The sequence below is a fragment of the Sphingobium sp. TomTYG72 genome (assembly GCF_055394715.1).
Genome location: NZ_AP027336.1, coordinates 87,651 through 113,023 on the forward strand (window position 1 = coordinate 87,651; position 25,373 = coordinate 113,023).

Consider the following 25,373-nt stretch of genomic DNA (forward strand, 5'->3'; position numbering starts at 1 on the left):
CAGGCTTGTGCTAATATAGCAGGGGCGTTCCACTGGCAACCGGCGGCGTTTGCCCCGATTGACGCGGCGCAGCATCGCCGTCACTGAAGGGCCAAAAGGGCTGGGTCCAAATGCGAATCGTCATCATCGATGACAGCGGCCTGCGCGCGACGGTTCTCGAAGAAGGACTGCGTGAGGCGGGCTATGACGATATCCACATCGTCCCCCCGCGCGGCGGCTTCGTCGCGCGGCTCGAACGCATGGCGCCCGACGTCGTGCTGATGGACCTTGGCAGCCCCAGCCGCGACACGCTGGAAGAAATGCTGTCGGTCAGCCGCGCGCTCGCCCGGCCGATTGCGATGTTCGTCGATCAGTCGGACGAGTCCATGATCGGCGCGGCGATCGACGCGGGCGTGTCAGCCTATGTGGTCGATGGCCTGCGCAAGGAGCGCGTGAAGCCGGTGCTGGAGCTCGCCGTCCGCCGCTTCAACGCCTTCGCCCGGCTCCAGACCGAATTGGACGAGGCGCGGACGCAGCTTTCCGACCGCAAGATCATCGACCGCGCCAAGTCCATCCTGATGAGCCAGCGTGGTATCAGCGAACCGGACGCCTATGCGCTGTTGCGGTCGAGTGCGATGAATCAGGGGAAAAAGATCGTGGATGTCGCCCAGGCACTGATCACCGCCAGCGACCTGTTGGGAGGGGGGTTATGACGAGCATTGGGACGACTTGCCTGCGCATCGCCTATTTGCCGCTGACCGATTCCGCCGTGCTGGCGGTTGCGCGGGAAAAGGGTTTCGCCGAGGAGGAGGGGATTGCCCTCGATCTCGTCCGCACGGTCAGCTGGGCGACGTTGCGCGATCGGTTGATCTTCGGTCAGGTGCAGGCCGCGCACATGCTCGCCCCGCTCGCCATCGCGGTAACGCTGGGTTTGAGCCAGCAGCCCGCGCCGCTTGCCGCGCCCTACAAGCTCAATGTCAATGGCAACATGCTGGTGATGGCGCGCGAGTTCGCGCAGGCGCTCGACCCGGATGTCGCCGCCCGGCTCGACGATCCGCTGGGCACCGCCCATGACTTCGCTGCCGCCATCGGTCTGTGGAAACGCAAGCCGGTGATCGGCGTCGTCCACCGCTTTTCCAGCCATGCCATCATGCTGCGTTACTGGCTGGCGAGCGCGGGCGTCGATCCGGATCGCGACGTGCTGTTGCGCGTGGTGCCGCCCTCGCTGACGGTGGAGGCCCTGCGCGGGGGCGAAATTGACGGTTTCATCGCTGGTGAACCCTGGGGCAGCGCTGCCGTCGAAGCGGGCCTTGCCGAAGCTGTCGCCATTGGCGAGCGCATCTGGCGGCGCGGCGTGGAAAAGGTGCTGGCCTTCCGCACGCCCTGGCTGGAGGAAAATCCGCAAACCGTCGATGCGCTGATCCGCGCGCTCGTCCGTTCCGCCGCATGGTGCGACGACCCGGCGAATCATGAAGCGCTCGCGCACCTCCTGTCGCAGCCGCATTTTGTCGATCAGCCCGCCGACCTTATCCTGCGCGCACTGTCTGGCCGCATTGTCGCACGGCCGGGAATGCCACCGCTCGACAGGCCGGACTTCATGCTGTTCTCCCGCGAAGCGACGCCCTTTCCCTGGCGCAGTCAGGCGCTGTGGCTCTATTCGCAACTCGCCCGCTGGAAGATGGTGGATCATACGCCTGAAAACGCGGCCAAGGCGGCATCGGTATTCCGCCCCGACATCTTCCGCCGCGCGCTGGCCGAAAGCAATGTGCCGATTCCCGGCGCCAGCATGAAGGTGGAAGGCGCCGTCGCATCTCCTTTGGCGGTGGGCTCGAAGCGGGGCGAATTGACGCTTGGCCCCGATCGTTTCTTCGACGGCCGCACATTCGACCCCGAACATATCGAGGATTTCCTGAAGAGTTTCTAAACCCTCCCCATCGGCAGATGGGGAGGGGGACCGCTCGCACAGCGAGTGGTGGAGGGGAAGTTCGCAACGTTGCGCATTGTCCCCTCCACCAGCCTGCGGCTGGTCCCCCTCCCCACGCCTTCGGCGCAGGGAGGATCAGAAAAATTGTGCCTTGCAACATGAAGCGAATCATTAGATAAGGCAAAGGTCGCGCGACGAAGCGCGTTTATGGATGAGCACGCCCAAGGATGGGGTCGCGCTCTCCCCAAACACTATTTGCAGCAAAGCCGCTGGCCGGGTCCCGTCGCAAACGGGCGTCCGGAGAGCGGCTTTTTTTGTGTCCATTTCACAAAGATTGAAGGACCTCGTCATGGCAACTGCTTATTGGGATCGCGAGAAAGGCGCCGAGGGGGAAACCGGCCCGACCAGCTTCTGGAAAGCTGGCCACACGCCGACCCTGATTGCCGCTTTCCTCTATTTCGACCTCGCCTTCATGGTGTGGGTGCTGCTGGGGCCGCTTGCGCCCTCCATTTCCATGACGCTGGGCCTCACCCCCGCTGAAAAGGGGTTGATGGTCGCTGTCCCCACGCTGGCGGGGGCGCTGTTGCGCGTCGTCAACGGGCTGCTGGTGGATCGCATCGGTTGCAAGCAAGCAGGCGCGATCAGCCAGGTCATCGTGATCGTTGGCCTCTTCACCGCCTGGTTCATGGGCGTGAACAGCTTCGGCGGGACGCTGGCGCTGGGCGTGATCCTGGGCTTTGCCGGGGCGAGCTTCGCCATTGCGCTGCCCTTGGCCAGCCGCTGGTATCCGCCTGAGCATCAGGGCAAGGCGATGGGTCTTGCCGGCATGGGCAATTCGGGCACGGTTCTGGCGTCCTTGTTCGCGCCGATCCTTGGCAAGCTGTTCGGCTGGAACGCGGTGCTTGGTCTTGCCTGCATTCCGCTGACCATCGTGTTTGTCCTGTACATGTTCATGGCGAAGAATGCGCCCAACGCGCCCGCGCCCAAGAAGCTGGTGGATTATTTCCGCCCGCTGAAGACCGCCGACGCCTGGTGGCTGATGGGCTTCTATTCGGTGACCTTCGGCGGTTTCGTCGGTCTGGCCGCCTCGCTGCCGATCTACTTCACCGACCAGTTCGGCCTTACCCCGATCATCGCGGGTTACTGCACCGCGGGCTGCGTGTTCGCTGGCTCCCTGGTTCGCCCCATGGGCGGCGCGCTGGCTGACAAGATCGGTGGCGTGAAGGCGCTGATGATCGTCTATATCGCTGCTGCATTGGCGCTGGCGGGCGTGTCCTATGCATCGACGCTGGTCGCTGCTCTGGGCCTCTTCGTCGCCGCGATGCTCGCGCTGGGCGTGGGCAATGGCTCGGTGTTCCAGCTGGTGCCGCAGCGCTTCCAGGAAGAAATCGGCGTCATGACCGGCCTGGTCGGCATGGCGGGCGGCATTGGCGGCTTTTACCTCGCTTCCTCGCTGGGTATCGCCAAGCAGTTCACCGGCAGCTTCGCGCCCGGCTTCCTGATCTTCGCGGGCCTTGCCGTGGTCGCTTTCCTCGGCATCTCGCTGGTGCGTGCCAAGTGGCGCGCGACCTGGAGCACCGGCGCGCGCATCTGATCAACGCTTACCGGAGAGGAGAGGCGGCGGCACTCGAAAGAGGAGCCGCCGCCCTTGTTTTTGGGCAATGAGAACCGCTCTACCTCCGTTCGGGCTGAGCTTGTCGAAGCCCTTTTCTTCCTCAGAAGTGAAGCCCTTCGACAAGCTCAGGGCGAACGGTGAAAAGGTGGAAGCTGAGCGCAATCTCTAACTTTTCTGCCGAATCGCTTGACCCCAGCTACGTTTCATTTATGCTGCGCTGCGAAGGACAAGGTTGTCCTCTACTGACATAGCTGCGGTGATCCACGGTTGGATCGTCAAAGCGTTAATGATGGCAAAGCCGCCATCCAGACTCCTGGGTTCAAAGCCCAGGGGTCCGGATGGCGGCTTTTTTTATTGTCTGGAGTCAAGGGATGGATTTTCAGAACAACACCGGACCGGAGACGGCCAACGAAGAGGATATCTTCGTGCCCTCCGACGATGTTCGCGAACATCTGGTTGTTGTGGGCAACGGCATGGCCGGTTGCCGCGCGGTCGAGGAACTGCTGGCACGGGATGCGGGGCGCTATCGCGTCACGATCTTCGGCGCTGAGCCCTATGTGAATTATAACCGCATCATGCTCTCGCCGGTTCTGGCGGGCGAGAAGAGCTTTGACGACATCGTCATCAACAGCCGCGAATGGTATGATGAGAACGGCATCGAGCTGATCGCTGGTGATCCGGTGACGGCAATCGACCGCACCGCAAAAACCGTCACGAGTCAGTCGGGTCGCACTGTTGGCTATGACAAGCTGCTGATCGCGACGGGTTCTGATCCGTTCATCATCCCGGTTCCGGGCAAGGACCTGCCGGGCGTCATCAGTTTCCGCGACATGAAGGATGTCGATACCATGCTGGAAGCCGCCGGAAAGGGCGGCAATGCAGTGGTAATCGGCGGCGGGTTGCTGGGTCTGGAAGCCGCACACGGCCTGACCCTGCGCGGCATGAAGGTCACCGTGATCCACCTCATGGACACGCTGATGGAGCGGCAACTGGACGAAGCGGCTGGCTGGTTGCTGAAGTCCGCGCTGGAAGGCCGGGGCCAGACTATCCTGACCGGTGCCAACACCGAATCCATCTATGGCGACGGCAAGGTCGAGGGCGTCCGCCTGAAGGACGGCACGGAAATCCCCGCGAGCCTGGTCGTCATGGCCGTGGGCATCCGTCCTTCGACGGCGCTGGCCCGGGAAGCCGGTCTGGAAGTCAATCGCGGCATCAAGGTCGATGACCATATGGTCACCAGCGACCCCGACGTGCTGGCGGTCGGCGAGTGCGTCGAGCATGACGGCAATGTCTATGGCCTCGTCGCGCCGCTGTGGGACATGTGCCGCAGCCTGGCCGACGGCCTCACCGATCAGCACACCGGCTACAAGGGTTCGGTCACCTCGACCAAACTCAAGGTCGCCGGTCTGGACGTCTTCTCCGCCGGTGATTTTTCGGGCGGCGAAGGCTGCGAGGACATCGTCCTGCGCGACGCCTCGCGCGGTGTTTACAAGCGCGTCATCGTCAAGGGCGACAAGATCATTGGCGCCGTTCTTTACGGCGATACCGTCGATGGCGGCTGGTATTTCGACCTCCTGAAGCGCGAGGAGGATGTCGGCGAAATCCGCGACCTGCTGATCTTCGGTCAGGCCTTCGCCTCTGGAGGAGGCGCGCTGGACCCTAAGGCGGCCGTTGCGGCGCTCTCGGACGATGCCGAGATTTGCGGCTGCAACGGCGTCAGCAAGGGCCAGGTCGTCGGCTGCATCGAAAAGGGCGCATGCAGCCTTGATGCGGTGCGCGCCACCTGCAAGGCGTCGGCCAGCTGCGGCAGCTGCACCGGCTTGGTCGAGAACCTGCTGGCGGTGGTGCTGGGCGACGACGTCCAGTCCGGTCCCAAGACGATGTGCAAATGCACCAGCTTCGGCCATGACGATGTTCGCCGCGAGATCGTCGCGCAGAATATGCGCTCGATCCCCGAAGTGATGCAGAAGCTGCACTGGTCGACCCCCGACGGTTGCTCCTCCTGCCGCCCGGCGCTCAATTACTATCTGCTCTGCGCGCTGCCCGGCGAGTATGTCGATGATCAGCAGAGCCGCTTCGTCAATGAGCGCATGCACGCGAACATCCAGAAGGACGGCACCTACTCGGTCGTACCGCGCATGTGGGGTGGCCTGACCAATCCCAAGGAACTGCGTGCCATCGCCGATGTGGTCGAGAAATATGATGCGCCGATGGTGAAGGTCACCGGCGGCCAGCGTCTCGACATTTTCGGCATCAAGAAGGAAGACCTGCCCGCCGTCTGGGCCGACCTCAATGCCGCTGGCATGGTGTCGGGCCACGCCTATGGCAAGTCGCTGCGCACGGTGAAGACCTGCGTCGGGTCCGAATGGTGCCGCTTCGGCACGCAGGATTCCACCGGCCTTGGCGTCAAGACGGAGCGGATGACCTGGGGGTCGTGGATGCCCCACAAGTTCAAGATCGCCGTATCCGGCTGCCCCCGCAACTGCGCGGAGGCGACGATCAAGGACTTTGGCGTGGTCTGCGTGGACTCCGGCTATGAACTGCATGTCGGCGGCAATGGCGGCATCCATGTCCGCGCCACCGACTTCCTCTGCAAGGTCGCGACCGAGCAGGAGGCGCTGGATTATTGCGCCGCCTTCACCCAGCTTTACCGCGAGGAAGCGCGCTATCTGGAGCGCACCGCGCCCTGGATCGAGCGTGTCGGCGTCGAATATGTGAAGCAGCGTATCGTGGAAGATGAAGCAGGCCGTGAGGCTCTGCGGGCACGCTTCCTCTACTCGCAGAGCTTCTCTCAGGAAGATCCCTGGGCCGAACGCGCAGCCGGTGCGAATGCAGAATTGCACCAGCATCTCGACCCCATCGCCATCGCTGCGGAGTGAACGACATGACGACATGGATCGACATCGGAACGCTGGCCGACATTCCCCAGCGCGGCGCTCGCACGGTGCAAATCGCTGGCGAAAAGGAAATCGCCGTCTTCCGCACCAGCGACGACAAGGTCTTCGCGCTGGTCAACGAATGCCCGCACAAGCAGGGTCCGCTCAGCCAAGGCATCGTCCATGGCCACAGCGTCGCCTGCCCGCTCCACAACTGGAACATCGCTCTGAAAACGGGCGAGGCGCAGGGCAATGACGAAGGCTGCACGCCGACGATCGCCGTGAAAGAGGAGGGCGGTCGCATCCTGATCGCTCGCCCGACGGCGATGAAGGCAGCAGCCTGACGAGCATCAAGCTTCCGGTCCCTAGCCATAACGGCGGGGACCCGGGTGGGGGTGTCTTGTTGGCCATCCCTTGCGGCAAGCGCCTCCACCCAATTCCTGTTCCTCGGGACGAAGAGGTAAGAACATGACAGAGGCCATCCGCACCACCTGCGCCTATTGCGGCGTTGGTTGCGGCATCTCGGCCACGCCGACCGGCCCCCGGTCGGTTACGATCAAGGGCGATGAGGCGCATCCGGCCAATGGCGGGCGCCTCTGCTCCAAGGGCACGCATCTGGGCGAGACGGTGGGCCTGACCGGCCGCCTGCTGCACCCGATGATCGGCAACAAGCGCGCCAGCTGGGACAAGTCGCTGGACCTCGTCGCGAAGAAGTTCCGCGATACCATCGACCGCTACGGTCCCGACAGCGTGGCTTTCTATGTCTCCGGTCAGCTGATGACCGAAGATTATTATGTCGCCAACAAGCTGATGAAGGGCTTCATCGGCACGTCCAATATCGACACCAACAGCCGCCTCTGCATGTCGAGCGCGGTGGCGGGGCACAACCGTGCGTTCGGTGAAGATGTGGTGCCCGCCACCTATGGCGATCTGGAGGAAGCGGACCTGATCGTGCTGGTCGGTTCGAACACCGCCTGGTGCCATCCGATCGTCTATCAGCGCATTCAGGCCGCCCGTGCGGCGCGCGGCACCAAGCTGGTCGTGATCGATCCCCGGCGCACAGAGACTTGCGAAGGCGCGGACCTCCATCTGCCGGTGAAGCCGGGCACCGACGTCGCGTTGATGAACGGCCTGCTGGCGTGGTGCGACGCAGAGGGGATCACCGATCCCGCCTTCCTGGGCGATCACGTCAACGCGCCCGAAGGCTTCTGGGAGCATATCCGCACCGGCCACGACCTGTGGACGACCGCGAAGACCTGCGACATTGCCCCCGCGCTGCTGGAGCAGTTCTTCAAGCTGTTCGCCGCCACCCCGCGTACCGTCACGATGTTTAGCCAGGGCATCAATCAGTCGATCCGTGGCACCGATCAGGTCAACGCGATCATCAACGTCCACCTTGCGACGGGCCGCATCGGCAAGCCGGGCGCTGCTCCCTTCTCGATCACCGGCCAGCCCAACGCCATGGGCGGCCGCGAAGTCGGCGGCCTTGCCTCGACCCTCGCCAGCCACATGGACTTCGCGCCGGAAAATGTGGAACGCGTCGGCCGCTTCTGGGCCGCGCCGAACATGGCTACGAAGCCGGGCCTGAAAGCCGTCGATCTCTTCCGCGCGATCAACGAAGGCCGGGTCAAGGCGCTCTGGGTCATGGCGACCAACCCCGCCGTTTCGCTGCCCGACGCGGGTCGCGTACGAGAGGCATTGGAGTCCGTCCCCTTCCTCGTCGTGTCGGACATCATCGCTGACACCGACACCAGCGTCCATGCCGATGTGCGCCTGCCCGCTGCCGGTTGGGGCGAAAAGGATGGCACCGTCACCAATAGCGACCGCACCATCAGCCGCCAGCGCCCCTTCCTGGCGCTGCCGGGCGAGGCGAAGCCCGACTGGTGGATCATCAAGGAAGTCGGCCGCCGCATGGGCTGGCGCAATGCCTTTGCCTATGACCGGCCTGCCGATATCTGGCGTGAACATGCGCGCCTGACCGCCTATCAGAATGACGGCCAGCGTGTCCTCAACCTGCGCGCTCACGCCACCATCGGCAATGATGCCTATGAAGCGATGGAGCCATTCCGTTGGGGTGGTGAGAAGCCCTTCGCCGACGGCCGTTTCTCAACGCCGGACGGCAAGGCGCGGATGGTCCTCACCAAGCAGATGGACCTTCAGGAGCCGCTCAAGCAGTGGCCGATGACGCTCAACACCGGCCGCTATCGCGACCAGTGGCACACCATGACGCGCACCGGCCTGTCGCCCAAGCTCGCCCGCCATCGCGAAGAGCCGCTGGTCGATATCCACCCCAAGGATGCCGAGGAACTGGGCATTTGCGACGGCGACCTCGCCCGGGTCCAGACCGCGCAGGGCAACAGCATCTTCCGCGTGGCTTTCAGCGAAGGCCAGCGCGTGGGCGAAATCTTCACCCCGATCCACTGGACCGATCAGGTCTCGACCGGCGGTCGCACCGGCCTGCTGCCGCGCCCGCTGGTCGATCCTCATTCGGGTCAGCCGGGCTTCAAATCGACGCCCGCCAGCATCGAAAAGGTCGCGACGGAGTGGAAGGGCTTCCTCATCCTGCGCGGAGAGCAGCCCGCCAAAATCCCCTGCCTATGGGCCACGAAGGTGACCGTTCCGGGCGGTGCGCTCTACGAAGTCGCGGGCAATGGCGACCCCGTGCGTCTTGAAGCCTGCCTGCCCAAGGGCGACCGTGTCGAGGCCGTCGACATGACGCGCGGCACCCGCCGCATCGCCATCATCCGCGAAGGCAAGTTGGCAGCGGTCCTCTTCGTCACCCGCACCGGCCTGCTCCCCTCACGCGACTGGCTCATTGGCCAGTTGGAAGCGGAAGAGGTTGGCGCATCCGTCCTCGCCGCGCGTGGTCCCGGTAACCAGCCCGACAAGGGGCCGACCATCTGCGTCTGCTTCGACATCGGCCTGAACCAGATCGTCGCCGCCATCCGCGACCAGAGCCTGGTCGACGTGCCCGCCATCGGCAAGGCGATCGGCGCGGGCACCAATTGCGGGTCCTGCCGTCCCGCACTCGCCAACATCCTCGCCCAAATCCCGCAGGAGGCCCTTCATGCAGCAGAATGACCTTATCGCCCCCGGTGAAGTCTGGCTGGTCGGCGCAGGGCCGGGAGACCCGGACCTCCTCACTCGCAAGGCCGAAAAGCTGATCGCCGCCGCCGAGATTGTCTTCTACGACGCCCTCGTCGGCCCCGGCGTCCTCGACCTTATCCCGCAAGGCGTCGAGCGGGTCAGCGTCGGCAAGCGCTCCGGCCGCCACAGCAAGGCGCAGGAAAGCATCAACGACCTCCTCCTCGCCGCCGCCAAAGCAGGCAAGCGCGTCGTGCGCCTCAAAGGCGGCGACCCGTCGGTATTCGGCCGCTCATCCGAAGAGATGGAGCATCTGGCCGCCGACGGCATCCGTTTCCACATCTGCCCCGGTATCACCACCGCCAGCGCAGCGGCCGCAAGCGGTAGCGCCTCGCTCACCCTGCGCGGCAAGGCACGGGGCCTGACGCTGGTGACCGCGCATCTGAAAGCCGGTGAACCGCTCAAGCTCGACTGGGAAGCGCTGGCCCGTCCCGGCGGTACGCTCGGCATCTATATGGGCCGTGCCGCCGCTGGAGAGATCAGCCGCCAGCTGATCGCCGCCGGACGCGATCCCGAAACGCCGGTTATGGTGGCGGTCAACGTCTCCCTCCCCACCGAACGCCTGATCCGGGGGAAGCTGTCTGCGCTTGCCTTCCTCGTTGCCACGATCAGCGACGAAGACCCGACCCTGCTGCTGATCGGCGAAGCGGTGGCGGGCACGTCCATGCCAGTAGAGGTTGCAGCCAGCGTCGCTCTTCCGCTTTGAAGACCGGCTCGCCGCAACTTTTGCCCTGAGCTTGCCGAACGCCCCCGAACTTAGTTGGAAGGAAGGGAGGGGGCTTCGGCAAGCTCAGTTCGGCTCGCGCCAGTGCGCCAAGTCCTCCGGCCGATTGATATTCGGCAGCACCAGTTCCGGCCGCTCCACCAGCCGCGCGCCGATCCGATCCAGCCAGCCATAGATCGAGCGGCTATTCTCTTCCGCCAGATGCGCGTCCAGTTCGTCCGCGAGCGACGCAGGCCAGAAGCCCGCCAACTGCTGCCCCTTCAACACTGCCGCACTTTCACCCATAAGCGCCTCCACCAGCGCCGCCGGATAGAAGGGCATGTCGCACCCCGTCGTCAGCACCGCGTCATAGCCTTGGCCCAGCGCGTAATGCAGCGCCGCGTTCAGCCCACCCAGCGGCCCCATATCCGCCGCTGGCCGATCCGCCAGCCCCGTCAGCCCATCGACGCTCCGCCCGCAGACCACCACCGCCTCCACATGCGGCGCGATGGCCGCCACCGCATGCTCCATCAGCGTGCGCCCGTCCGGCATCAGCGCCAAAGCCTTGTCGCTCCCGAACCGGCTGGATTGCCCACCCGCCAGCACCGCGCCCAGCAATCGCATCGATCCACTCCTTGGCAATAGCCTCACTTTCCCCTATGGCGCGCCGCGTGAGCGGGCAACCGCTGACATGAAGATCGCGCGGGAAAGGGAATGCGGTGCGGACGGGATCACCGTCCAACTCCGCGGCTGTCCCTGCAACTGTAAGCGGCGAGCGCGATGCACAGGGAAACCCGCAAGCCTTCAAAGGGGGAGGCGAGGGGGACCAGCCACTGGACCAAAAGTCCGGGAAGGCGTGCATCACCGCGACGACCCGCGAGCCAGGAAACCTACCGGCGCATGGTCGCTCTTGCCTTGGGTCCAGGGATCGGTCCGGGCACGGTTTTCCGTCTGAGCGACGAAGCGGCGCAGGGCCGCATCGGTGCGCGTGACGGGGCTGGCGTCTCTTCTTCCCGCACACCGGCCGCGCAAGCGGCAGGCCCTGGGCTCATGTCGCATGGCGCTCAGGGAAGACAGAACATGATCAGGACCGGAATTTCACTGCTGGCGCTCCTCGCCGCCACCCCCGCGCTCGCCGCAGACGCGGACGAGATCGTCGTAACCGCGCTCGGCATCGAGCAACCCACCGACGAGGTCGGTCAGGCGGTGACCGTGATCGACGAAAAGACGATCGAAACGCGCCAGAATGTCAGCGTCGCGGACCTGCTGATCACGACCCCCGGCATTCGCCTCAACCGCGCCGATGCCGTTGGCGGCGTGACTGGCATTTCGATCCGGGGCGCGGAAACGACGCAGACGCTGGTGCTGCTCGACGGCGTCAAGATCAATGACCCCAGCGTCATCGGCGACGCCTATGACTTCGGCAATCTGCTGACCGGCAACATCCGTCGCATCGAAATCCTGCGTGGCTCCAACTCGGTCGTCTATGGCAGCCAGGCCATCGGTGGCGTCGTCAACATCATGTCCGCCGAACCGGGCGAAGGCTTGGGCGGCAACGCTTCGGTTGAATATGGCTATGCCGATACGCTGAATGCGAAAGCCGACATCTCGGGCAGCGCGGGGATTGCCTCAGCCAGCGCTGGCGTCGCCTATTTCCGTACCGATGGCATCTCCGCGGCCAAAGGCGGCACGGAGAAGGACGGCTATGAGAACATCGCCACCCATGCCAAGCTGAAGCTCGCCTTCACCGACAATCTCAGCCTCGACCTGCGCGGCTATTATATCCATGCGGACCTCGACACCGACATCTTCTTCGGCGCGCCTGCGGACACAACCGACAGCAGCAAGCTTGACCAATATATCGGCTATGCAGGGCTGAACCTTGCCTCTTTCGACGCCAAATTGACGCAGCGGGCGGCGGTCACCTGGTTCCGCGCGGAGCGCAGCTATGAGTCTCCCTTCGGGCCTTCCGGCTTTACTGGCAGGACGTTGCGGTTCGAATATCAAGCCGTCTTCCAACCCATCGACAGGGCCAAGCTGCTGCTGGGATATGACCATGAACGGCCGGAATATGACTCCTTCTTCTTCGATTCCTTCGCAGGCCAGAATGTCTACAGCGATGCTGGCGCGAATATCGACAGCGTTCATGCGCTGGCCGTGGTCAAGCCCTTCGCCGGTCTGTCCCTGACCGGCGGCGTGCGCCATGACGATCACAGCCAGTTCGGCGGAGCGACCACCTTCGGCGCCAACGCCAATTATTCGCCCAATCAGGGCCTCACCAATGTGCGCGCAAGCTATGGCGAGGGGTTCCGCGCCCCGTCGCTGTATCAGCTTTACGATCCGACTTATGGCAATGCAGCGCTCGATCCGGAGCGGTCGAAAAGCTATGATATTGGCATCGACCAGCAGCTTGGCGGCGATCAGGCCACGATCTCGATCACCGCGTTTCGCCGCACCATCGACGGCCAGATCGATTTCGACTTCGGCACCTCGCAATATTTCAATCTGGGCCGCACGCGTGCCAAGGGCGTGGAGGCCATGCTGACGCTGAAGCCTGTCGAAGCGCTGACTGTCACGGCTTCCTATAGCTATGTCGATGCGCGGAACCGCGACACGGGCGCTCGCCTTCCGCGCCGCCCGACGAATGTTGTCAGCCTCGCGGCCGACTATCGCTGGCAGTTCGGACTGTCGGCCGGAGCGACGTTGCTGATGGCCAGCGACAGCTACAATAATGCGTCCGGCACCCAGCGGATCGATGGCTATGCGCGGCTGGACCTGCGCGCGTCGCTGCCGATCAACGAGCATCTGGAGATTTACGGCCGCATCGACAATGTTACGGATGAAGAATATGCGACCGTCTATGGCTACAGCACCTACGGCCGGTCGGCCTATGGCGGCGTGCGTGTCCGCTTCTGACGGTAGAAGGTGAAGGGGGTGGGCGACCGCCCCCCTTCATCGCAGGGGCGCGGCCTTTGGCTGCGCCCTGCCTTTGCTTGCGGCATCCGCCTGCGCGATGATGCTGCGCGCGGCCTGCACATAGGCGGGACCGCCGCACACGGTCCAGGCTTGCGGCACGCGGATGCGGGGGATGGATCGCAGCACGGGGTGATGCAGCATTTCCGTCCCCTGATCGACGACCCTCTCGCTGCCCTCTTCCACGATCAGATAGTCGGGCTTGGCCGCGATCATCTGCTCCAGCGGCACCTGCGCCAGCGCGGGTTTGCCAAGCTTCGCCGCAAGGTTGGTGAGGCCCGCGCGCCGGATCAGCTCATCGACCAAAGTGCCGGTCCCGGTCATATAGCCGCGCCGTTGATAATAGGCAGCGACGCCGCCGCGCCGGGACCGGGGCAGGGCGGTAAGGTCGCGCTCCATGCCCGCGATCATCGCTTCGCCCCGCGCGGGGTGGCCCACCACAGCCGCCACTTGCCGGATCTGGTCGCGGATGGCGGCGAAGCTGTCCGCGCTCGCCAGCCCCAGCTTGCGCCATCGGCCATCCGGCGCGCCGACCACGCTGCCCGCGCCATCGGGAAAGCCGATCACAATGTCGGGCCGCAACGCCAGCACCTCTTCGGCCGGGCGTTTCAGGACCGGAAAGCGCCGCGCCTTGGCGACCGCCGCCGACAGTTCGGGGTCGTGACCATAGGGGCTGAGAGCCGCGATCTGGCCCGGATCGGCGAGCGCCAGCACATATTGGTCGGAACAGGTGTTGAGCGACACGATGCGGCGTGGCGGCGCGGGCGCAGCGCCGGTCAGGCCAAGCGCCAGCAGCGCCGCGATGATCCTTGTAGCACGCACGCGCTCTGCTCTAGCCAGCGGCAGCGGAGAAGCAAGCCATGAGCGCCCGCCGCCGCCCGCTACTGCTCCCCATCCTGATCATGCTTACCCTGCTGGCGGGGCTGGGCTCGCTCACGCTGGGCGCGGTGCCTCTCTCTCCCGCCCGCATCCTTGCTGTCCTCACCGGCGGAGGGGATGAGGTCGCGCGCGCCATCCTCATCGACCTGCGCCTGCCGCGCATGCTGCTCGGCCTCATCGTCGGCGCGATGCTTGGTCTCGCGGGAGCCGCGCTTCAGGGTTACCTCCGCAATCCGCTCGCCGAACCGTCGGTTCTTGGCGCTTCCAACGCGGCTGCGCTCGGCGCCGTGTGCGCGCTATATTTCGGCCTTGCGCAGCTTCATCCTGCGATCCTGCCGGTCCTTGCCATCACCACCAGCCTTATCGCGATCTCGGCCCTGTTCCTGCTGGCGGGGCCGTCCGAAAGTCCGCTGACGCTGATTCTCGCGGGCATCGCCGTCGCGACGTTGACCGGGGCGGGGATTAGTCTGTCGCTCAACCTCTCGCCCAATCCCTTCGCGGCCATGGAGATCATGAGCTGGCTGATGGGCAGCCTCGAAAATCGCAGCTATACCCATGTATGGATCGCGCTGCCCTGCGTCCTTCTCGGCGCTGCGCTGCTGATCGCCGACGGCCGCAGCCTCGATGCGCTGACCTTGGGGGAGGAGGGCGCACAGGCGCTGGGCGTTGACCTGTCCAAAGCGCGGCTGCGCATGATGCTGGGCGTCGCCATCGGCGTCGGCGGAGCAGTGGCGGTGTCGGGTGCGATCGGTTTCGTCGGCCTGATCGTCCCTCACCTCGTCCGCCCACTGACGGATCGCTCCCCTTCGGCCATTCTGCTCCCCTCGCTGCTCGGCGGCGCGGCGCTACTGACGCTGGCCGACATCGGCGTGCGCCTCATCCCCACCAGCAGCGAATTGAAGCTAGGCGTCCTGACTGCATTGCTCGGCGTCCCCGTCTTCCTCGTCCACTTGATGCGGGAGCGGCGGCTATGGTGACCATCCGCACGCAAGACCTGTCCGTTCGCCTTGGCCGCCATGCCGCCGTGACCGGCGTCACTACGGTGCTGGAGCCGGGGCAACTGATCGGCATCATCGGCCCCAATGGCGCTGGCAAATCGACGCTGATCCGCGCGTTGCTCGGCCTCGTCCGCATGGAAAGCGGCGGTGTGTCGATCGACGGCCTTCCCATCGCCAGTCTCAGCCGCAAGGATATTGCGCGCCGGGTTGCCTATCTGCCGCAAGGCCAGACGTTGCACTGGCCGTTGCTCGTCGAACGGCTGGTGGCGCTCGGCCGCATGCCGCATCTGGGTCCGTTGTCCCGCCTCTCGCCCGAAGACGGAGCGATGGTCGATGCCGCGCTCGCCCGCGCCGATGTGCTGCATTTGAAAGGCCGAATCGCAACCGAGCTATCAGGCGGCGAACGCGCCCGCGTCCTCCTCGCCCGCGCGCTGGCTGTGGGCGCGCCTGCTCTCATCGCCGACGAACCGCTCGCCGCGCTTGATCCGGGGCATCAGCTGGACGTCATGGACCTGCTCAAGGCCGAAGCGCGGGCCGGGTCGCTGGTGGTCACGGTGTTGCACGACCTTGGCATGGCGGCACGCTATTGCGACCGCTTGTTGCTGATGGACAACGGTCGACTGATTGCCGAGGGCAAGCCGATGGAGGTCCTTACCGAACAGAGCCTTGCCGAAGTATACGGCATATCGGCTTGCATCGAGGCTGACGGCGAATGGCCGCTGATACTCCCGACCGGGCGGATCAAGAACTAAACCAACCCCGTTCGGGCTGAGCTTGTCGAAGCCCATTTCTTGTTCTTGAAGAGAAGGGCTTCGACAAGCTCAGCCCGAACGGGGAGAGGTGAGTTATTCCCCAAAAGCCTTGGGCGCCGCAGCCACCACCGTATAGGTCCCGGCACCCACCTCCGACACTTCCAGCGCCCGCTCGGCAATCCCGCTGCGCCCGAACCGGAACGCGCCATCAATGCCGGAAAAGCCGCCCGAATCGCGCAGCCGTGCCGTCGGGAACACCGTCCCCGGCTTCCAATCCCGCGCAATCCGCACGGTCAGCAGCACCGCGTCATAACCCAGCGCCGACAGGCGGAACGGCGCGCTGCCATAACGCGCCCGATACTTCCCCGCCAATTGCCCATACAGCCCGTCCGACACACTGGCGAACCATGCGCCCCGCAAAGCCGGAGCGGACGCCAGCCCGCGATCCGTATTCCACAGTTCAGTCCCCAGCAGCCGCGCCGTCGCGCCGCCATTCTTCCGCACGATCGGGGCAAGCTGCAACGCCACGCGCCCGCTGTCAGCGATCAGCAGCGCGTCATAGCTGGACGACGCCTGCAACTTCTTGACCGCTGCCGTCATCGAAGCAGGCGTCCGGTCGAACGTCTGCATCGACACGACCGTCCCGCCCACGCCCTCGACCGCGCGCAGCAGCGATGTGCCCGACCGCTCGCCATACGTGCCCTTGGGCACCAGCGCCGCGAACTTCGACAGCCCCTTGCCCTTGGCGAACTCGACCACGCGCTCGATCGACTGGTTGGGGTTGTATCCCATGATGTAGACGCCGTTCCCCGCGACGCTCACATCATTGGAAAAGCTGATCACCGGCACATTGGCCTTTGCAGCGATCGGCCCCACGACCCGCGCATCTTCCGCCAGCAGCGGCCCCAGGATCAGGCGATTGCCCTCCGCCAGCGCTTTGCTCGCCGCCGCCGCCGCACCCATGCTGGTGTCATAGGTGGTGATGCGCACCTTGTCCGCCTTGGTATCCAGCAGCGCCAGCGTGGTCGCATTGGCGATCGACTGGCCAACACCGGCATTAGGACCGCTCATCGGCACCAGCAGTGCGACGCGATGGCGCAGCGTGTCGGTGGGCAGGCCCTGCGTCACGTCAGGGCCACTCGGAACAGGCTCCGTCGGCCGCACCGGACCCGGTCCACGCGGCACGATCGACTGACAGGCGGCGACCAGCAAAGCGCTGGCAGCAAACAGGATACGCGCACCGCGCTTCATTGCCGCGAACATGTCCGCTTGCCGGAGGGCATCCGTCTCTGTCATCTGGCGTCCTTATGGAAGATACAACTTCTGGGCTGGAGCCCGGGCTTTACATCGTTGCGGGGCCGATCGGCAACCTCGGAGACCTTAGCCCGCGCGGCGCGCAAGTCCTGCGCCTTGCCGATGTGATCGCCGTGGAAGATACACGGGTGAGCGCACGTTTGCTGCGCCATGCGGGATCGGATCGCCCGATGATCCCCTATCACGACCACAGCGCCGAAGGCGTCCGCGCCCGCCTGATCGAGCGGATGGCGAGCGAATCGGTCGCGCTCTTGTCCGACGCCGGAACGCCGCTGATCTCCGACCCCGGTTACAAGCTCGTCCGTGACGCGCGCGCCGCCGGTCGCAACATCATAACGCTGCCCGGCCCCAGCGCCGCCATCGCCGCGCTTACCCTGTCGGGGCTTCCCACCGACCGTTTCCTCTTCATGGGCTTCCTCCCCGCCAAGCAAAAGGCCCGCGCCGACACGCTCGCCGAGGTCGCAGCCCTGCGCGCCACGCTCATCTTCTACGAAAGCGGCCCGCGCCTGTCGGAAAGCCTCGCCGCCATGGCGGAGGGGTTGGGCGACCGCGAAGCCGCCGTCAGCCGAGAAATCAGCAAAACATTTGAGGAAACCCGCACCGGCACATTGAGCGAACTGTCCGCCCGCTATGCCGACGCCCCGCCCAAGGGAGAGATTGTCGTTATCGTCGGCCCACCCGGCGAAGCCCCGCCCGCCAGCGCCGAGGACGCCGACGCTGCGCTGATCGAGGCGATGCAGCGGCTCCCCGTCTCCAAGGCGGCCGGAGAAGTCGCCAAGAAACTCGGCCTAGACCGCCGCGCCCTCTACGACCGCGCGCTGGAACTGAAAGGGTGAAGCGCCAACAGGCCGAACAACGCGGACGGCAGGCGGAGCGGATCGCCGCATGGTGGCTGCGCCTTAAAGGCTGGCAGATCGTCGGCCGCCGCTTGCGCACGCCTGCGGGGGAAGTGGACCTTGTCGCAAGACGGGGCGCGATGCTCGCCTTTGTCGAGGTAAAGGCCCGCGCCACCGCCGCCGATCTTGACCTTGCGATAGACGAACGCCGCCTGTCCCGTGTCGCGTCCGCCGCTGAAATGCTCTTCTACGACCTCGCCAAACCCGGCGATGACATGCGGATCGACGTGATCCTCCTTGCGCCGGGGCGCCCGCCACGCCATCTGGCGAATGTCTGGCATGGGGGGTGAAACCCGCCTCATGCTCCACACCCGTTCGCTTCGAGCGCAGTCGAGAAGTGGGAGACGTTGCCCAAGCGTTTCTCGACTGCGCGTGAAACGAACGGAGATTGTTGAAAAGGCCTTTTCTGGATGACTGAGCTCAACCCCCTCACCGTCGCCGTGCAGATGGACCCGATGGAAGGGATCAACATCGCGGGCGATTCCACCTTCCACATCATGCTGGCGGGGCAGGCGAGGGGGCACCGCCTCTATCATTATCTCGCGCCCGACCTCACCTATCGCGACGGTCGCGTGCTGGCGAAGGCACGTCCCGTGAAGGTGCAAAGGCAAGAGGGCGACCATTTCGCCCTTGGTGCGCCCGAACTGCTGGACCTTGGCCGCGACGTCGATGTTGTGCTGATGCGGCAGGACCCGCCCTTTGACCTGAGCTACATCACCGCCACCCATTTGCTGGAGCGGGTGCAGGAAGAAACGCTGGTGGTGAACGATCCCGCGTCCGTCCGAAACGCGCCCGAAAAGCTGTTCGTGCTCGACTATGCGCGGTTCATGCCGCCCACGATGATCACCCGCGATTTGGCCGAGGTGAAGAGCTTTCTTGCCGAACATGGCGAGATCGTCGTGAAGCCGCTCTATGGCAATGCGGGCAACGCGGTCTTCCATGTCGGTCAGTCCGGCGCGAACATCTCCGCGCTCGTGGAACTGTTCAACGCTTCATGGGTCGAGCCCTTCATGGTTCAGGCCTTCATCCCCGGCGTCGCGCAAGGCGACAAGCGCATCGTGCTGATCGACGGGGAAATCGCAGGCGCGATCAACCGCATTCCGGGCGCGGGCGAGATACGCTCCAACCTCGCGGTGGGCGGATCGGCCGCGCGCACCGAACTCACGGATCGGGAGCTGGAAATTTGCGCCGCCATGGGGCCAGAACTCAAACGCCGGGGCCTGCTCTTCGTCGGCATCGACGTGATCGGCGGCGAATGGCTGACCGAAATCAACGTGACGTCCCCGACCGGCATCGTGTCGATAGATGCATTCAACGGCACGGACACGGGCGCCATGATTTGGGATGCCATCGATGCGCGTCTGGCGGCAAGGGCTGCCGTCTGATCTGGATAGCACAATGTGCTCCTGCCTTCGCAGGAGCACGTGAACGTGCAAGCGGGGGAGCCGACCTTTGACTGACTGGGTCCTCCATCTCATCGATGCGGGCGGCTATTGGGGCATCTTCGCCCTCATGGTGCTGGAAAATGTCTTTCCCCCGATTCCGTCCGAACTCATCATGGGCATCGGCGGCATCCGCGTGGGTCAGGGCCGCATGGCGATGGAGTGGCTATTGCTCGTGGGAACGCTGGGCACCACGGTGGGCAATTATTTCTGGTATCTGGTCGGCCACATATTGGGCTTCGCACGGCTCAAGCCGCTGGTGGACCGCTATGGCCGCTGGGCCACGCTGGAATGGCGGAATGTCGAGGCGCTCGACCATATTTTCGGCAAATATGGCCAGATCGTCGTGTTCGTGTTCCGCTTCCTGCCCGCCTTCCGCACCATGATCTCGCTGCCCGCCGGGCTATTCCGCATGGGGCATGTGAAATTCCTCGCCTGGACGGCTGGCGGTGCACTGATCTGGAACATCATCCTTGCCTATGCAGGCTATGTCCTCGGCCAGAATTTCCGCGACATCGACAAATATGTGGGGCCTGTGGCGACGGCGTGCGTGGTGGGCGCGATTGCGCTCTACCTCTGGCGCTTGGCAACGTGGAAGCCGAGGGGCTGACAGTCGTTTGTTCCCCCTCCCGCAGGCGGGAGGGGGCTAGGGGGTGGGTCAGCGCAACGTCAGAGGCGTTCTGCAACCGCAAAGGCCGGAAAGCTCGCTACGCTCGCGCCCACCCCTAACCCCTCCCGCTTGCGGGAGGGGGACAGGTCCATGCCACCCACCGCCCCCCTCAAGCCCGAGGATGCGCATTCCGATAAACATCCAGCAAATGCGCCGCATCCACCTGAGTATAAATCTGCGTCGATGACAGGCTCGCATGCCCCAGCAGTTCCTGCAACGACCGCAAATCCGCCCCGCGCCCCAGCAAATGCGTCGCAAAGCTGTGCCGCAACGCATGCGGCGTCGTCCGATCCGACAGCCCCAGCCTTCCCCGCGCACCCTGCACCGCCCGCCGGATCAAAGCCGCCGACAAAGGCCCCCCCCGCGCCCCCCGGAACAGCACTTCATCCCGCTCCACAGGATAAGGACAAACCGCCACATAAGCCTCGATCGCCGCCCGCACCTGCGGCAGCAGCGGCACAATTCGCGTCTTGCCCCGCTTGCCCGTCACCCGCAGCGTATCGCCCAGCGGCAGCACATCGCCCATCAGCCCCATCGCCTCGCCGATCCGCAGCCCCGCGCCATAGAGCAGCAGCAGCACCGCCCAGTCGCGCGCACCGATCCATCCCTCCCGCGCCGTCTCCGCAATCTCTCCCGCCAGCGCCACCGCTTCATCGGGCGAGATCGGCCGGGGCAGACCCCGCTTCACCTTGGGGCCTTTCAATACCGGCACCCGCGCATCCTCGCCGCCCACGAACCTCAGGAATCCGCGCACCGCCGACAATTCCCGCGCCGCCGATCTGTTGCCGATCCCGTCCATCCGCCGCGCCGTCAGGAAGGCGCGCAGATCCGCCTGATCCACACGGGCCAGAGCCGCCGCCGTCATCGCTTCCCCGCGATGCTCTGTCAGGAAAGCGATCAGTCGCTCGGCCGTCGCCATATAGGCGCGCACCGTATGCGTCGATCGCCGCCGGTCCAGCGCCAGATGCTGCCGCCATGCTTCTACGAGGTTCTGCAACACCCAACTCCCTACCGCCGTTCGCTTCGAGCGAAGTCGAGAAGCGGAAGTGCGCCACATGTCTCGACTTCGCTCGACACGAACGGAGGGCTTGTGATGGCAATCCTACCGTACACGTCCGCCAAACGGAATCCCCCCGATAACCGGCCCTTGAAAATCCCGGCCAGATAGGCACATGAGGCGCATGGCAACCGCACCTGACATGGCCGACATGCCCACGGGCACGCTGCTGCAAATCTCCCCGCGCATCGGCCGCGTTCTGGCGCCCAATCCGTCGCCCATGACCTACACCGGCACGCAGACCTATCTGGTCGGGACGGAGGAGCTTGCGGTTATCGATCCCGGTCCAGCCTCTAACGATCATCTGGTCGCGCTGCTCGCCGCCATCGGCGATCGGCCAGTGCGCGCGATTCTGTGCACTCACACGCATCGTGATCACAGCCCGGCTGCCGGGCCGCTCGCCGCGCAGACTGGCGCGCCAGTCATCGGTTGCGCGCCGCTGGTGCTGCACGACGACGGCCCGCGCGCCGATGCACCCTTTGACGCATCCTACAAACCCGACCGCATCCTCGCCGATGGCGAACAAGTGGCGGGGGAGGGCTGGACACTGGAAGCCGTCGCCACGCCCGGCCACACTTCCAATCATCTCTGCTTCGCCCAGATAGAGGAGAACGCCCTTTTTACCGGGGATCATGTCATGGGATGGGCGACCAGCGTCATCTCGCCGCCGGACGGCGACATGGCAGATTATATGCGATCGATGCAGCGCCTGCTCGATCGGCAGGATGCGATCTATTATCCCGCCCATGGCGATCCGGTGTCCAATCCGCGCCGTCTGGTGCGCGGCATGATGGGGCATCGCAAGCAGCGCGAAGGGCAGATCATGCGCTTCCTTGAGCGTAATGGCGCATCCGAAATCCCGGCGATGGTGGCGCAAATGTATAAAGGCGTCGATCCGCGCCTTCATCCCGCCGCCGGGCGTTCGGTCCTTGCCCACCTCATCGACCTCGACGGCCGGGGCGTGGCGGAGGTGGCAGGGGATGGCCGCTGGCAACTGCGCTAGGGGAAACAGTTACTGGCCAACCGTCGCGCCGCCCGCTAGGGGCGCGTTCAAAGGCCGTGAGGAGTTAGGGACATGAACGCCATCACCGGAATCCCGCAGGGGACCGACCTGCGCGCGGAGATCGACCGCCTGCGCAAGGAACGCAACGCCGTCATCCTCGGCCATTATTACCAGAAGCCTGAAATCCAGGACCTGTCCGACTTCGTCGGCGACAGCCTCGAACTCTCGCGCAAGGCGGCGGAAACCGACGCCGACGTCATCGCCTTCTGCGGCGTGCGCTTCATGGCCGAGACCGCCAAGATATTAAGCCCGGAAAAGATCGTCGTCCTGCCCGACATGGACGCTGGCTGTTCGCTAGAAGACAGCTGCCCGCCCGCCCAGTTCAAGGCGTTCCGTGAGGCCCATCCCGATCATATCGCCTTGAGTTACATCAATTGCTCGGCCGAGGTGAAGGCGCTGTCCGACATCATCGTCACCAGCTCGTCCGCCGAAACGATCCTCAGCCAGATCCCCCGCGACCAGAAGATCATCTTCGGCCCCGACAAGCATCTGGGCGGTTACCTGAAGCGCAAATTCAACCGCGACATGCTGCTCTGGCCCGGCGTCTGCATCGTCCATGAGGCGTTCAGCGAAACCGAGCTGCTGAAGCTCAAGGCCCAGCATCCCGACGCCCCCATCGCCGCGCACCCGGAATGCCCGCCTTACATCGTCGATCATGCCGATTATGTCGGCTCGACCAGCGGCATCCTGCAATATGCCAAGACGATGACCGGCGACACGCTGATCGTCGCCACCGAACCGCACATCATCCACCAGATGCGAAAGGCGGTGCCGGACAAGAATTTCATCGGCGCGCCCGGCGCTGACGGCAACTGCAACTGCAATGTTTGCCCGTACATGGCGCTCAACACGATGGAAAAGCTGTACCTCGCCCTCCGCGACCTTCAGCCCCGCATCGAGATGGAGGAGGGCCTGCGTCTCGCCGCCAAGAAGAGCCTCGACCGCATGCTGGAACTCGCCAGCGGCACGGTAGGGAAGGGCGATGTGGGTAATCGCTGATGTGCCCCGGGGGGATAAATTGGTGCGGCTTTAATTGGGAAGCTTTTGCAACGTTGGTGACAGGCGCTTTGGCCGTTGGGGCGGCCTTTTATATCGGCAAGAAGCAGACCCAATTACAAAAGATATCAGTTAAGGAATCCTTGTTTGATCGGCGCTATTCGGTCTTCAAACGGACTGAAGGCTATATTCTGCAAATTTTACAGCACGCGGATCAGCCGGATGAAGTGACTAACCTAGGTTTCTTTGCCGCTATGGGTGAGGCTAAATTTTTGTTTGAGCCGCAGGTTTTGGCTGGGCTCAAAGCAATCAAGAGCGATGCGGACAATTACCTTTTTGAGAACAGCCATGGTACGGCGGAAGTTGCAGAAACCCATCGCTTGAAAATACTTGGTCATTTCCATGGACTTTCTGCCTTGTTCGCAGAAATGAAGCTAGGATGAGCGACGCGATGACCTTCACCTTACCCGGCTTCGACCTCGATGCCTTCATCGCCTCAACCCTTGCCGAAGACCTCGGTTCGGAAGCCCGCGACGTCACCAGCGAAGCGGTAATCCCCGCAGACGCGATCTTCGATGGCGTGATGGACAGCCGCGACGCGGTGACGCTGGCGGGTCTTCCCATCGCCGCCGCCTTCTTCCGCGCGCTCGACCCGGACGTGGAGATCGAGCTACTCAAGCAGGACGGCGACCGCGTCGCGCCGGGCACCGACATCATGCGCATCCGGGGCAAGGCGCGCGCGATGCTGACGGCGGAACGCTCGGCCCTCAACACCGTCCAGCATCTGACCGGCATCGCCACCATGACCCGCGCCTATGTCGACGCGATCATGGGCACCGGCGCAACCTTGCTCGACACGCGCAAGACCATTCCCGGCCTGCGCGTGCTGGGGAAATATGCAACGCGGCAGGGCGGCGCGACCAATCACCGCATGGGCCTGTGGGACGCGGCGATGATCAAGGACAACCATGTCGCGGTCGCGGGATCGGTCGAAGAAGCCGTCCGCCGCGCCGCCGCCGCCGGGATCGAGCGCATCATTGTAGAGGTCGACCGCGTCGACCAGATCGAGCCCGCACTCGCCGCCGGAGCCACCCACCTGCTGCTCGACAATATGGACGCGCCCACCCTGCGCGGTGCCGTCACCCTGGTCGGCGGCCGCGTGCCCACCGAAGCCTCAGGCGGCGTCACGCTCCAGACCATCCGGGCCAAGGCGGAAACCGGCGTCACCTATATCAGCGTCGGCCGCCTGACCCAGTCCGCCCCCGCCGCCGACATCGGCCTGGACTTCGCCTTTGCGTAAAGGGCTCGCGGCCCTCCTGCTCCTCGCCGCGCCAGTCCCCGCACTGGCGCAGGCGGCCTATTGTTCGATCCCGCAGCAACTTCCCCGTCCCCGCCTCGAACTGCCACCCGCCGGAGAGCCGCGCCGCTTGCCGCCCATCACCGGCTACACGCTCGCGCTCAGCTGGTCGCCGCAATATTGCGCCACAGCACGCGGGACGGACAGCGCCTTCCAATGCGGCGGTCGCAACGGCAAGTTTGGCTTCGTCCTGCACGGCCTCTGGCCCGAAGGCAGGGGGCGCGACTGGCCGCAATATTGCCGCGCCGCCGATCTTCTGCCCCGGCAGGTCATCCGCCAGAACCTCTGTACCACGCCGTCCGCCCAACTGCTCCAGCACGAATGGGCAAAGCATGGCAGCTGCATGACGACGCGGCCGGAGCTGTATTTCAACCTCGCCCGCGCCTTTTTCGACGGCATCCGCTATCCCAACATGACCCTGCTCGCCCGCCGCGAGACGCTGACCGTCAAGCAATTCGCCGCCGAGTTCGCCCGTGCCAACAAGGGGCTCACCCCCGACATGATCCGCATCAGGACCACGCGAGGCGGCGCGCTGAGCGAAGTCTGGCTCTGCATGGACCGCGCGATGGATTATGCCCGCTGTCCCACGAGCCAGCGCGGTGCGCCCGCAGCGGCCAGGCTGCGCATCCAGCCCGGTCCCAACATCCTGCCGCCGAAAAGCCGCGCCGTCCCGGCACGCCGCCCCGCGCTGAAGCTCGACCTCGACCCCAACGCGCAAATACCGGCCGGTTGAAA

The 25,373-nt window shown here is 64.8% G+C and carries 23 protein-coding genes and 1 riboswitch; of the genes, 19 read left to right on the top strand and 4 right to left on the bottom strand.

What is annotated here, in order from left to right:
* Positions 1-110: 110 nt before the first annotated feature.
* From ACZ5U1_RS00450 to cobA, 7 genes are all read left to right on the top strand, one after another.
* Positions 111-692 carry an ANTAR domain-containing response regulator gene (locus ACZ5U1_RS00450; RefSeq protein WP_196225292.1) on the top strand — a complete coding sequence of 194 codons (582 nt, stop codon included), beginning with the start codon at positions 111-113 and terminating at the stop codon, positions 690-692.
* Positions 689-1,903 (top strand): CmpA/NrtA family ABC transporter substrate-binding protein, encoded by a 1,215-nt coding sequence (locus ACZ5U1_RS00455; RefSeq protein WP_464778903.1) that lies wholly within the window; start codon positions 689-691, stop codon positions 1,901-1,903. The genes ACZ5U1_RS00450 and ACZ5U1_RS00455 overlap by 4 nt, the downstream gene beginning before the upstream one ends.
* A 349-nt stretch (positions 1,904-2,252) precedes the next feature.
* On the top strand, positions 2,253-3,497 hold the full coding sequence (locus tag ACZ5U1_RS00460; protein ID WP_464778904.1) for a nitrate/nitrite transporter: 1,245 nt from the start codon (positions 2,253-2,255) through the stop codon (positions 3,495-3,497).
* A gap of 392 nt (positions 3,498-3,889) precedes the next feature.
* Complete coding sequence (nirB, locus tag ACZ5U1_RS00465) at positions 3,890-6,397, top strand: nitrite reductase large subunit NirB (RefSeq protein ID WP_464778905.1); 2,508 nt, start codon at positions 3,890-3,892, stop codon at positions 6,395-6,397.
* 5 nt (positions 6,398-6,402) lie between these two features.
* Complete coding sequence (gene nirD, locus ACZ5U1_RS00470; protein WP_464778906.1) at positions 6,403-6,738, top strand: nitrite reductase small subunit NirD; 336 nt, start codon at positions 6,403-6,405, stop codon at positions 6,736-6,738.
* Positions 6,739-6,862: 124 nt separating this feature from the next.
* Entirely contained in the window at positions 6,863-9,475 is a 2,613-nt protein-coding gene (locus tag ACZ5U1_RS00475; RefSeq protein WP_464778907.1) for a molybdopterin-dependent oxidoreductase, read from the top strand.
* A complete protein-coding gene (cobA, locus tag ACZ5U1_RS00480) occupies positions 9,462-10,244 on the top strand; it encodes a uroporphyrinogen-III C-methyltransferase (protein ID WP_464778908.1) in 783 nt (260 codons plus the stop codon). The genes ACZ5U1_RS00475 and cobA overlap by 14 nt, the downstream gene beginning before the upstream one ends.
* An 84-nt stretch (positions 10,245-10,328) precedes the next feature.
* Here cobA and mobA read toward each other — a convergent pair whose 3' ends face one another.
* On the bottom strand, positions 10,329-10,865 hold the full coding sequence (gene mobA / locus ACZ5U1_RS00485; protein WP_464778909.1) for a molybdenum cofactor guanylyltransferase: 537 nt from the start codon (positions 10,863-10,865) through the stop codon (positions 10,329-10,331).
* A gap of 27 nt (positions 10,866-10,892) precedes the next feature.
* Positions 10,893-11,153: riboswitch (cobalamin riboswitch) on the top strand.
* Positions 11,154-11,321: 168 nt separating this feature from the next.
* Here mobA and ACZ5U1_RS00490 point away from each other — a divergent pair.
* On the top strand, positions 11,322-13,157 hold the full coding sequence (locus ACZ5U1_RS00490; protein WP_464778910.1) for a TonB-dependent receptor plug domain-containing protein: 1,836 nt from the start codon (positions 11,322-11,324) through the stop codon (positions 13,155-13,157).
* Between the two features lie 36 nt (positions 13,158-13,193).
* On the opposite strand, the gene ACZ5U1_RS00495 is transcribed toward ACZ5U1_RS00490, so the two are convergent.
* On the bottom strand, positions 13,194-14,036 hold the full coding sequence (locus ACZ5U1_RS00495; RefSeq protein WP_464778911.1) for an ABC transporter substrate-binding protein: 843 nt from the start codon (positions 14,034-14,036) through the stop codon (positions 13,194-13,196).
* Between the two features lie 38 nt (positions 14,037-14,074).
* Here ACZ5U1_RS00495 and ACZ5U1_RS00500 point away from each other — a divergent pair, with 38 nt between their 5' ends.
* Both ACZ5U1_RS00500 and ACZ5U1_RS00505 read left to right on the top strand, forming a co-directional pair.
* Positions 14,075-15,070 (top strand): FecCD family ABC transporter permease, encoded by a 996-nt coding sequence (locus tag ACZ5U1_RS00500; RefSeq protein WP_464778912.1) that lies wholly within the window; start codon positions 14,075-14,077, stop codon positions 15,068-15,070.
* Positions 15,064-15,843, top strand: a complete 780-nt coding sequence (locus ACZ5U1_RS00505) for an ABC transporter ATP-binding protein (protein ID WP_464778913.1) — start codon at positions 15,064-15,066, stop codon at positions 15,841-15,843. The genes ACZ5U1_RS00500 and ACZ5U1_RS00505 overlap by 7 nt, the downstream gene beginning before the upstream one ends.
* Before the next feature lie 93 nt (positions 15,844-15,936).
* Here ACZ5U1_RS00505 and ACZ5U1_RS00510 read toward each other — a convergent pair whose 3' ends face one another.
* Positions 15,937-17,139 carry a penicillin-binding protein activator gene (locus tag ACZ5U1_RS00510; RefSeq protein WP_464778914.1) on the bottom strand — a complete coding sequence of 401 codons (1,203 nt, stop codon included), beginning with the start codon at positions 17,137-17,139 and terminating at the stop codon, positions 15,937-15,939.
* 11 nt (positions 17,140-17,150) lie between these two features.
* Between ACZ5U1_RS00510 and rsmI the strand changes: the two genes are divergently transcribed.
* The 4 genes from rsmI (at position 17,151) to ACZ5U1_RS00530 (ending at position 20,105) form a co-directional block, all read left to right on the top strand.
* Positions 17,151-17,993 (top strand): 16S rRNA (cytidine(1402)-2'-O)-methyltransferase, encoded by an 843-nt coding sequence (rsmI, locus tag ACZ5U1_RS00515; RefSeq protein ID WP_464778915.1) that lies wholly within the window; start codon positions 17,151-17,153, stop codon positions 17,991-17,993.
* Positions 17,990-18,343: a YraN family protein gene (locus ACZ5U1_RS00520; RefSeq protein WP_464778916.1), complete on the top strand. Its 354-nt coding sequence runs from the start codon at positions 17,990-17,992 to the stop codon at positions 18,341-18,343. Before rsmI ends, ACZ5U1_RS00520 begins: the two co-directional genes overlap by 4 nt.
* Before the next feature lie 120 nt (positions 18,344-18,463).
* A complete protein-coding gene (gene gshB / locus ACZ5U1_RS00525) occupies positions 18,464-19,438 on the top strand; it encodes a glutathione synthase (RefSeq protein ID WP_464778917.1) in 975 nt (324 codons plus the stop codon).
* Between the two features lie 67 nt (positions 19,439-19,505).
* Complete coding sequence (locus ACZ5U1_RS00530; protein ID WP_464778918.1) at positions 19,506-20,105, top strand: DedA family protein; 600 nt, start codon at positions 19,506-19,508, stop codon at positions 20,103-20,105.
* Between the two features lie 169 nt (positions 20,106-20,274).
* Here ACZ5U1_RS00530 and ACZ5U1_RS00535 read toward each other — a convergent pair whose 3' ends face one another.
* Positions 20,275-21,162 carry a tyrosine recombinase XerC gene (locus tag ACZ5U1_RS00535; RefSeq protein WP_464778919.1) on the bottom strand — a complete coding sequence of 296 codons (888 nt, stop codon included), beginning with the start codon at positions 21,160-21,162 and terminating at the stop codon, positions 20,275-20,277.
* A gap of 184 nt (positions 21,163-21,346) precedes the next feature.
* On the opposite strand from ACZ5U1_RS00535, the gene ACZ5U1_RS00540 reads away from it, so the two are divergent.
* The 5 genes from ACZ5U1_RS00540 to ACZ5U1_RS00560 all read left to right on the top strand — a co-directional run bounded on the left by ACZ5U1_RS00540 (position 21,347) and on the right by ACZ5U1_RS00560 (position 25,371).
* The gene (locus ACZ5U1_RS00540) at positions 21,347-22,225 is read left to right on the top strand and encodes an MBL fold metallo-hydrolase (RefSeq protein ID WP_464778920.1); all 879 of its coding nucleotides are present in this window, start codon (positions 21,347-21,349) and stop codon (positions 22,223-22,225) included.
* Positions 22,226-22,297: 72 nt separating this feature from the next.
* Positions 22,298-23,284 (top strand): quinolinate synthase NadA, encoded by a 987-nt coding sequence (gene nadA / locus ACZ5U1_RS00545; RefSeq protein WP_460987449.1) that lies wholly within the window; start codon positions 22,298-22,300, stop codon positions 23,282-23,284.
* Positions 23,285-23,340: 56 nt separating this feature from the next.
* Positions 23,341-23,724 (top strand): hypothetical protein, encoded by a 384-nt coding sequence (locus ACZ5U1_RS00550; RefSeq protein ID WP_464778921.1) that lies wholly within the window; start codon positions 23,341-23,343, stop codon positions 23,722-23,724.
* Positions 23,725-23,732: 8 nt separating this feature from the next.
* Complete coding sequence (gene nadC, locus ACZ5U1_RS00555; RefSeq protein ID WP_464779922.1) at positions 23,733-24,581, top strand: carboxylating nicotinate-nucleotide diphosphorylase; 849 nt, start codon at positions 23,733-23,735, stop codon at positions 24,579-24,581.
* Entirely contained in the window at positions 24,574-25,371 is a 798-nt protein-coding gene (locus ACZ5U1_RS00560) for a ribonuclease T2 (protein ID WP_464778922.1), read from the top strand. The genes nadC and ACZ5U1_RS00560 overlap by 8 nt, the downstream gene beginning before the upstream one ends.
* Positions 25,372-25,373 lie beyond the last annotated feature (2 nt).

Bases quoted from the DNA above. Each gene is read 5' to 3' on its own strand.
- ACZ5U1_RS00505 (WP_464778913.1), top strand. From the start codon at position 15,064: ATGGTGACCATCCGCACGCAAGACCTGTCCGTTCGCCTTGGCCGCCAT.
- ACZ5U1_RS00490 (WP_464778910.1), top strand. From the start codon at position 11,322: ATGATCAGGACCGGAATTTCACTGCTGGCGCTCCTCGCCGCCACCCCC.
- ACZ5U1_RS00510 (WP_464778914.1), bottom strand. From the start codon at position 17,139: ATGACAGAGACGGATGCCCTCCGGCAAGCGGACATGTTCGCGGCAATG.
- ACZ5U1_RS00500 (WP_464778912.1), top strand. From the start codon at position 14,075: ATGAGCGCCCGCCGCCGCCCGCTACTGCTCCCCATCCTGATCATGCTT.
- ACZ5U1_RS00455 (WP_464778903.1), top strand. From the start codon at position 689: ATGACGAGCATTGGGACGACTTGCCTGCGCATCGCCTATTTGCCGCTG.
- rsmI (WP_464778915.1), top strand. From the start codon at position 17,151: ATGGAAGATACAACTTCTGGGCTGGAGCCCGGGCTTTACATCGTTGCG.
- nirD (WP_464778906.1), top strand. From the start codon at position 6,403: ATGACGACATGGATCGACATCGGAACGCTGGCCGACATTCCCCAGCGC.
- nadA (WP_460987449.1), top strand. From the start codon at position 22,298: ATGAACGCCATCACCGGAATCCCGCAGGGGACCGACCTGCGCGCGGAG.
- nirB (WP_464778905.1), top strand. From the start codon at position 3,890: ATGGATTTTCAGAACAACACCGGACCGGAGACGGCCAACGAAGAGGAT.
- ACZ5U1_RS00450 (WP_196225292.1), top strand. From the start codon at position 111: ATGCGAATCGTCATCATCGATGACAGCGGCCTGCGCGCGACGGTTCTC.
- nadC (WP_464779922.1), top strand. From the start codon at position 23,733: ATGACCTTCACCTTACCCGGCTTCGACCTCGATGCCTTCATCGCCTCA.
- ACZ5U1_RS00540 (WP_464778920.1), top strand. From the start codon at position 21,347: ATGGCAACCGCACCTGACATGGCCGACATGCCCACGGGCACGCTGCTG.
- mobA (WP_464778909.1), bottom strand. From the start codon at position 10,865: ATGCGATTGCTGGGCGCGGTGCTGGCGGGTGGGCAATCCAGCCGGTTC.
- ACZ5U1_RS00460 (WP_464778904.1), top strand. From the start codon at position 2,253: ATGGCAACTGCTTATTGGGATCGCGAGAAAGGCGCCGAGGGGGAAACC.
- ACZ5U1_RS00475 (WP_464778907.1), top strand. From the start codon at position 6,863: ATGACAGAGGCCATCCGCACCACCTGCGCCTATTGCGGCGTTGGTTGC.
- cobA (WP_464778908.1), top strand. From the start codon at position 9,462: ATGCAGCAGAATGACCTTATCGCCCCCGGTGAAGTCTGGCTGGTCGGC.
- gshB (WP_464778917.1), top strand. From the start codon at position 18,464: ATGACTGAGCTCAACCCCCTCACCGTCGCCGTGCAGATGGACCCGATG.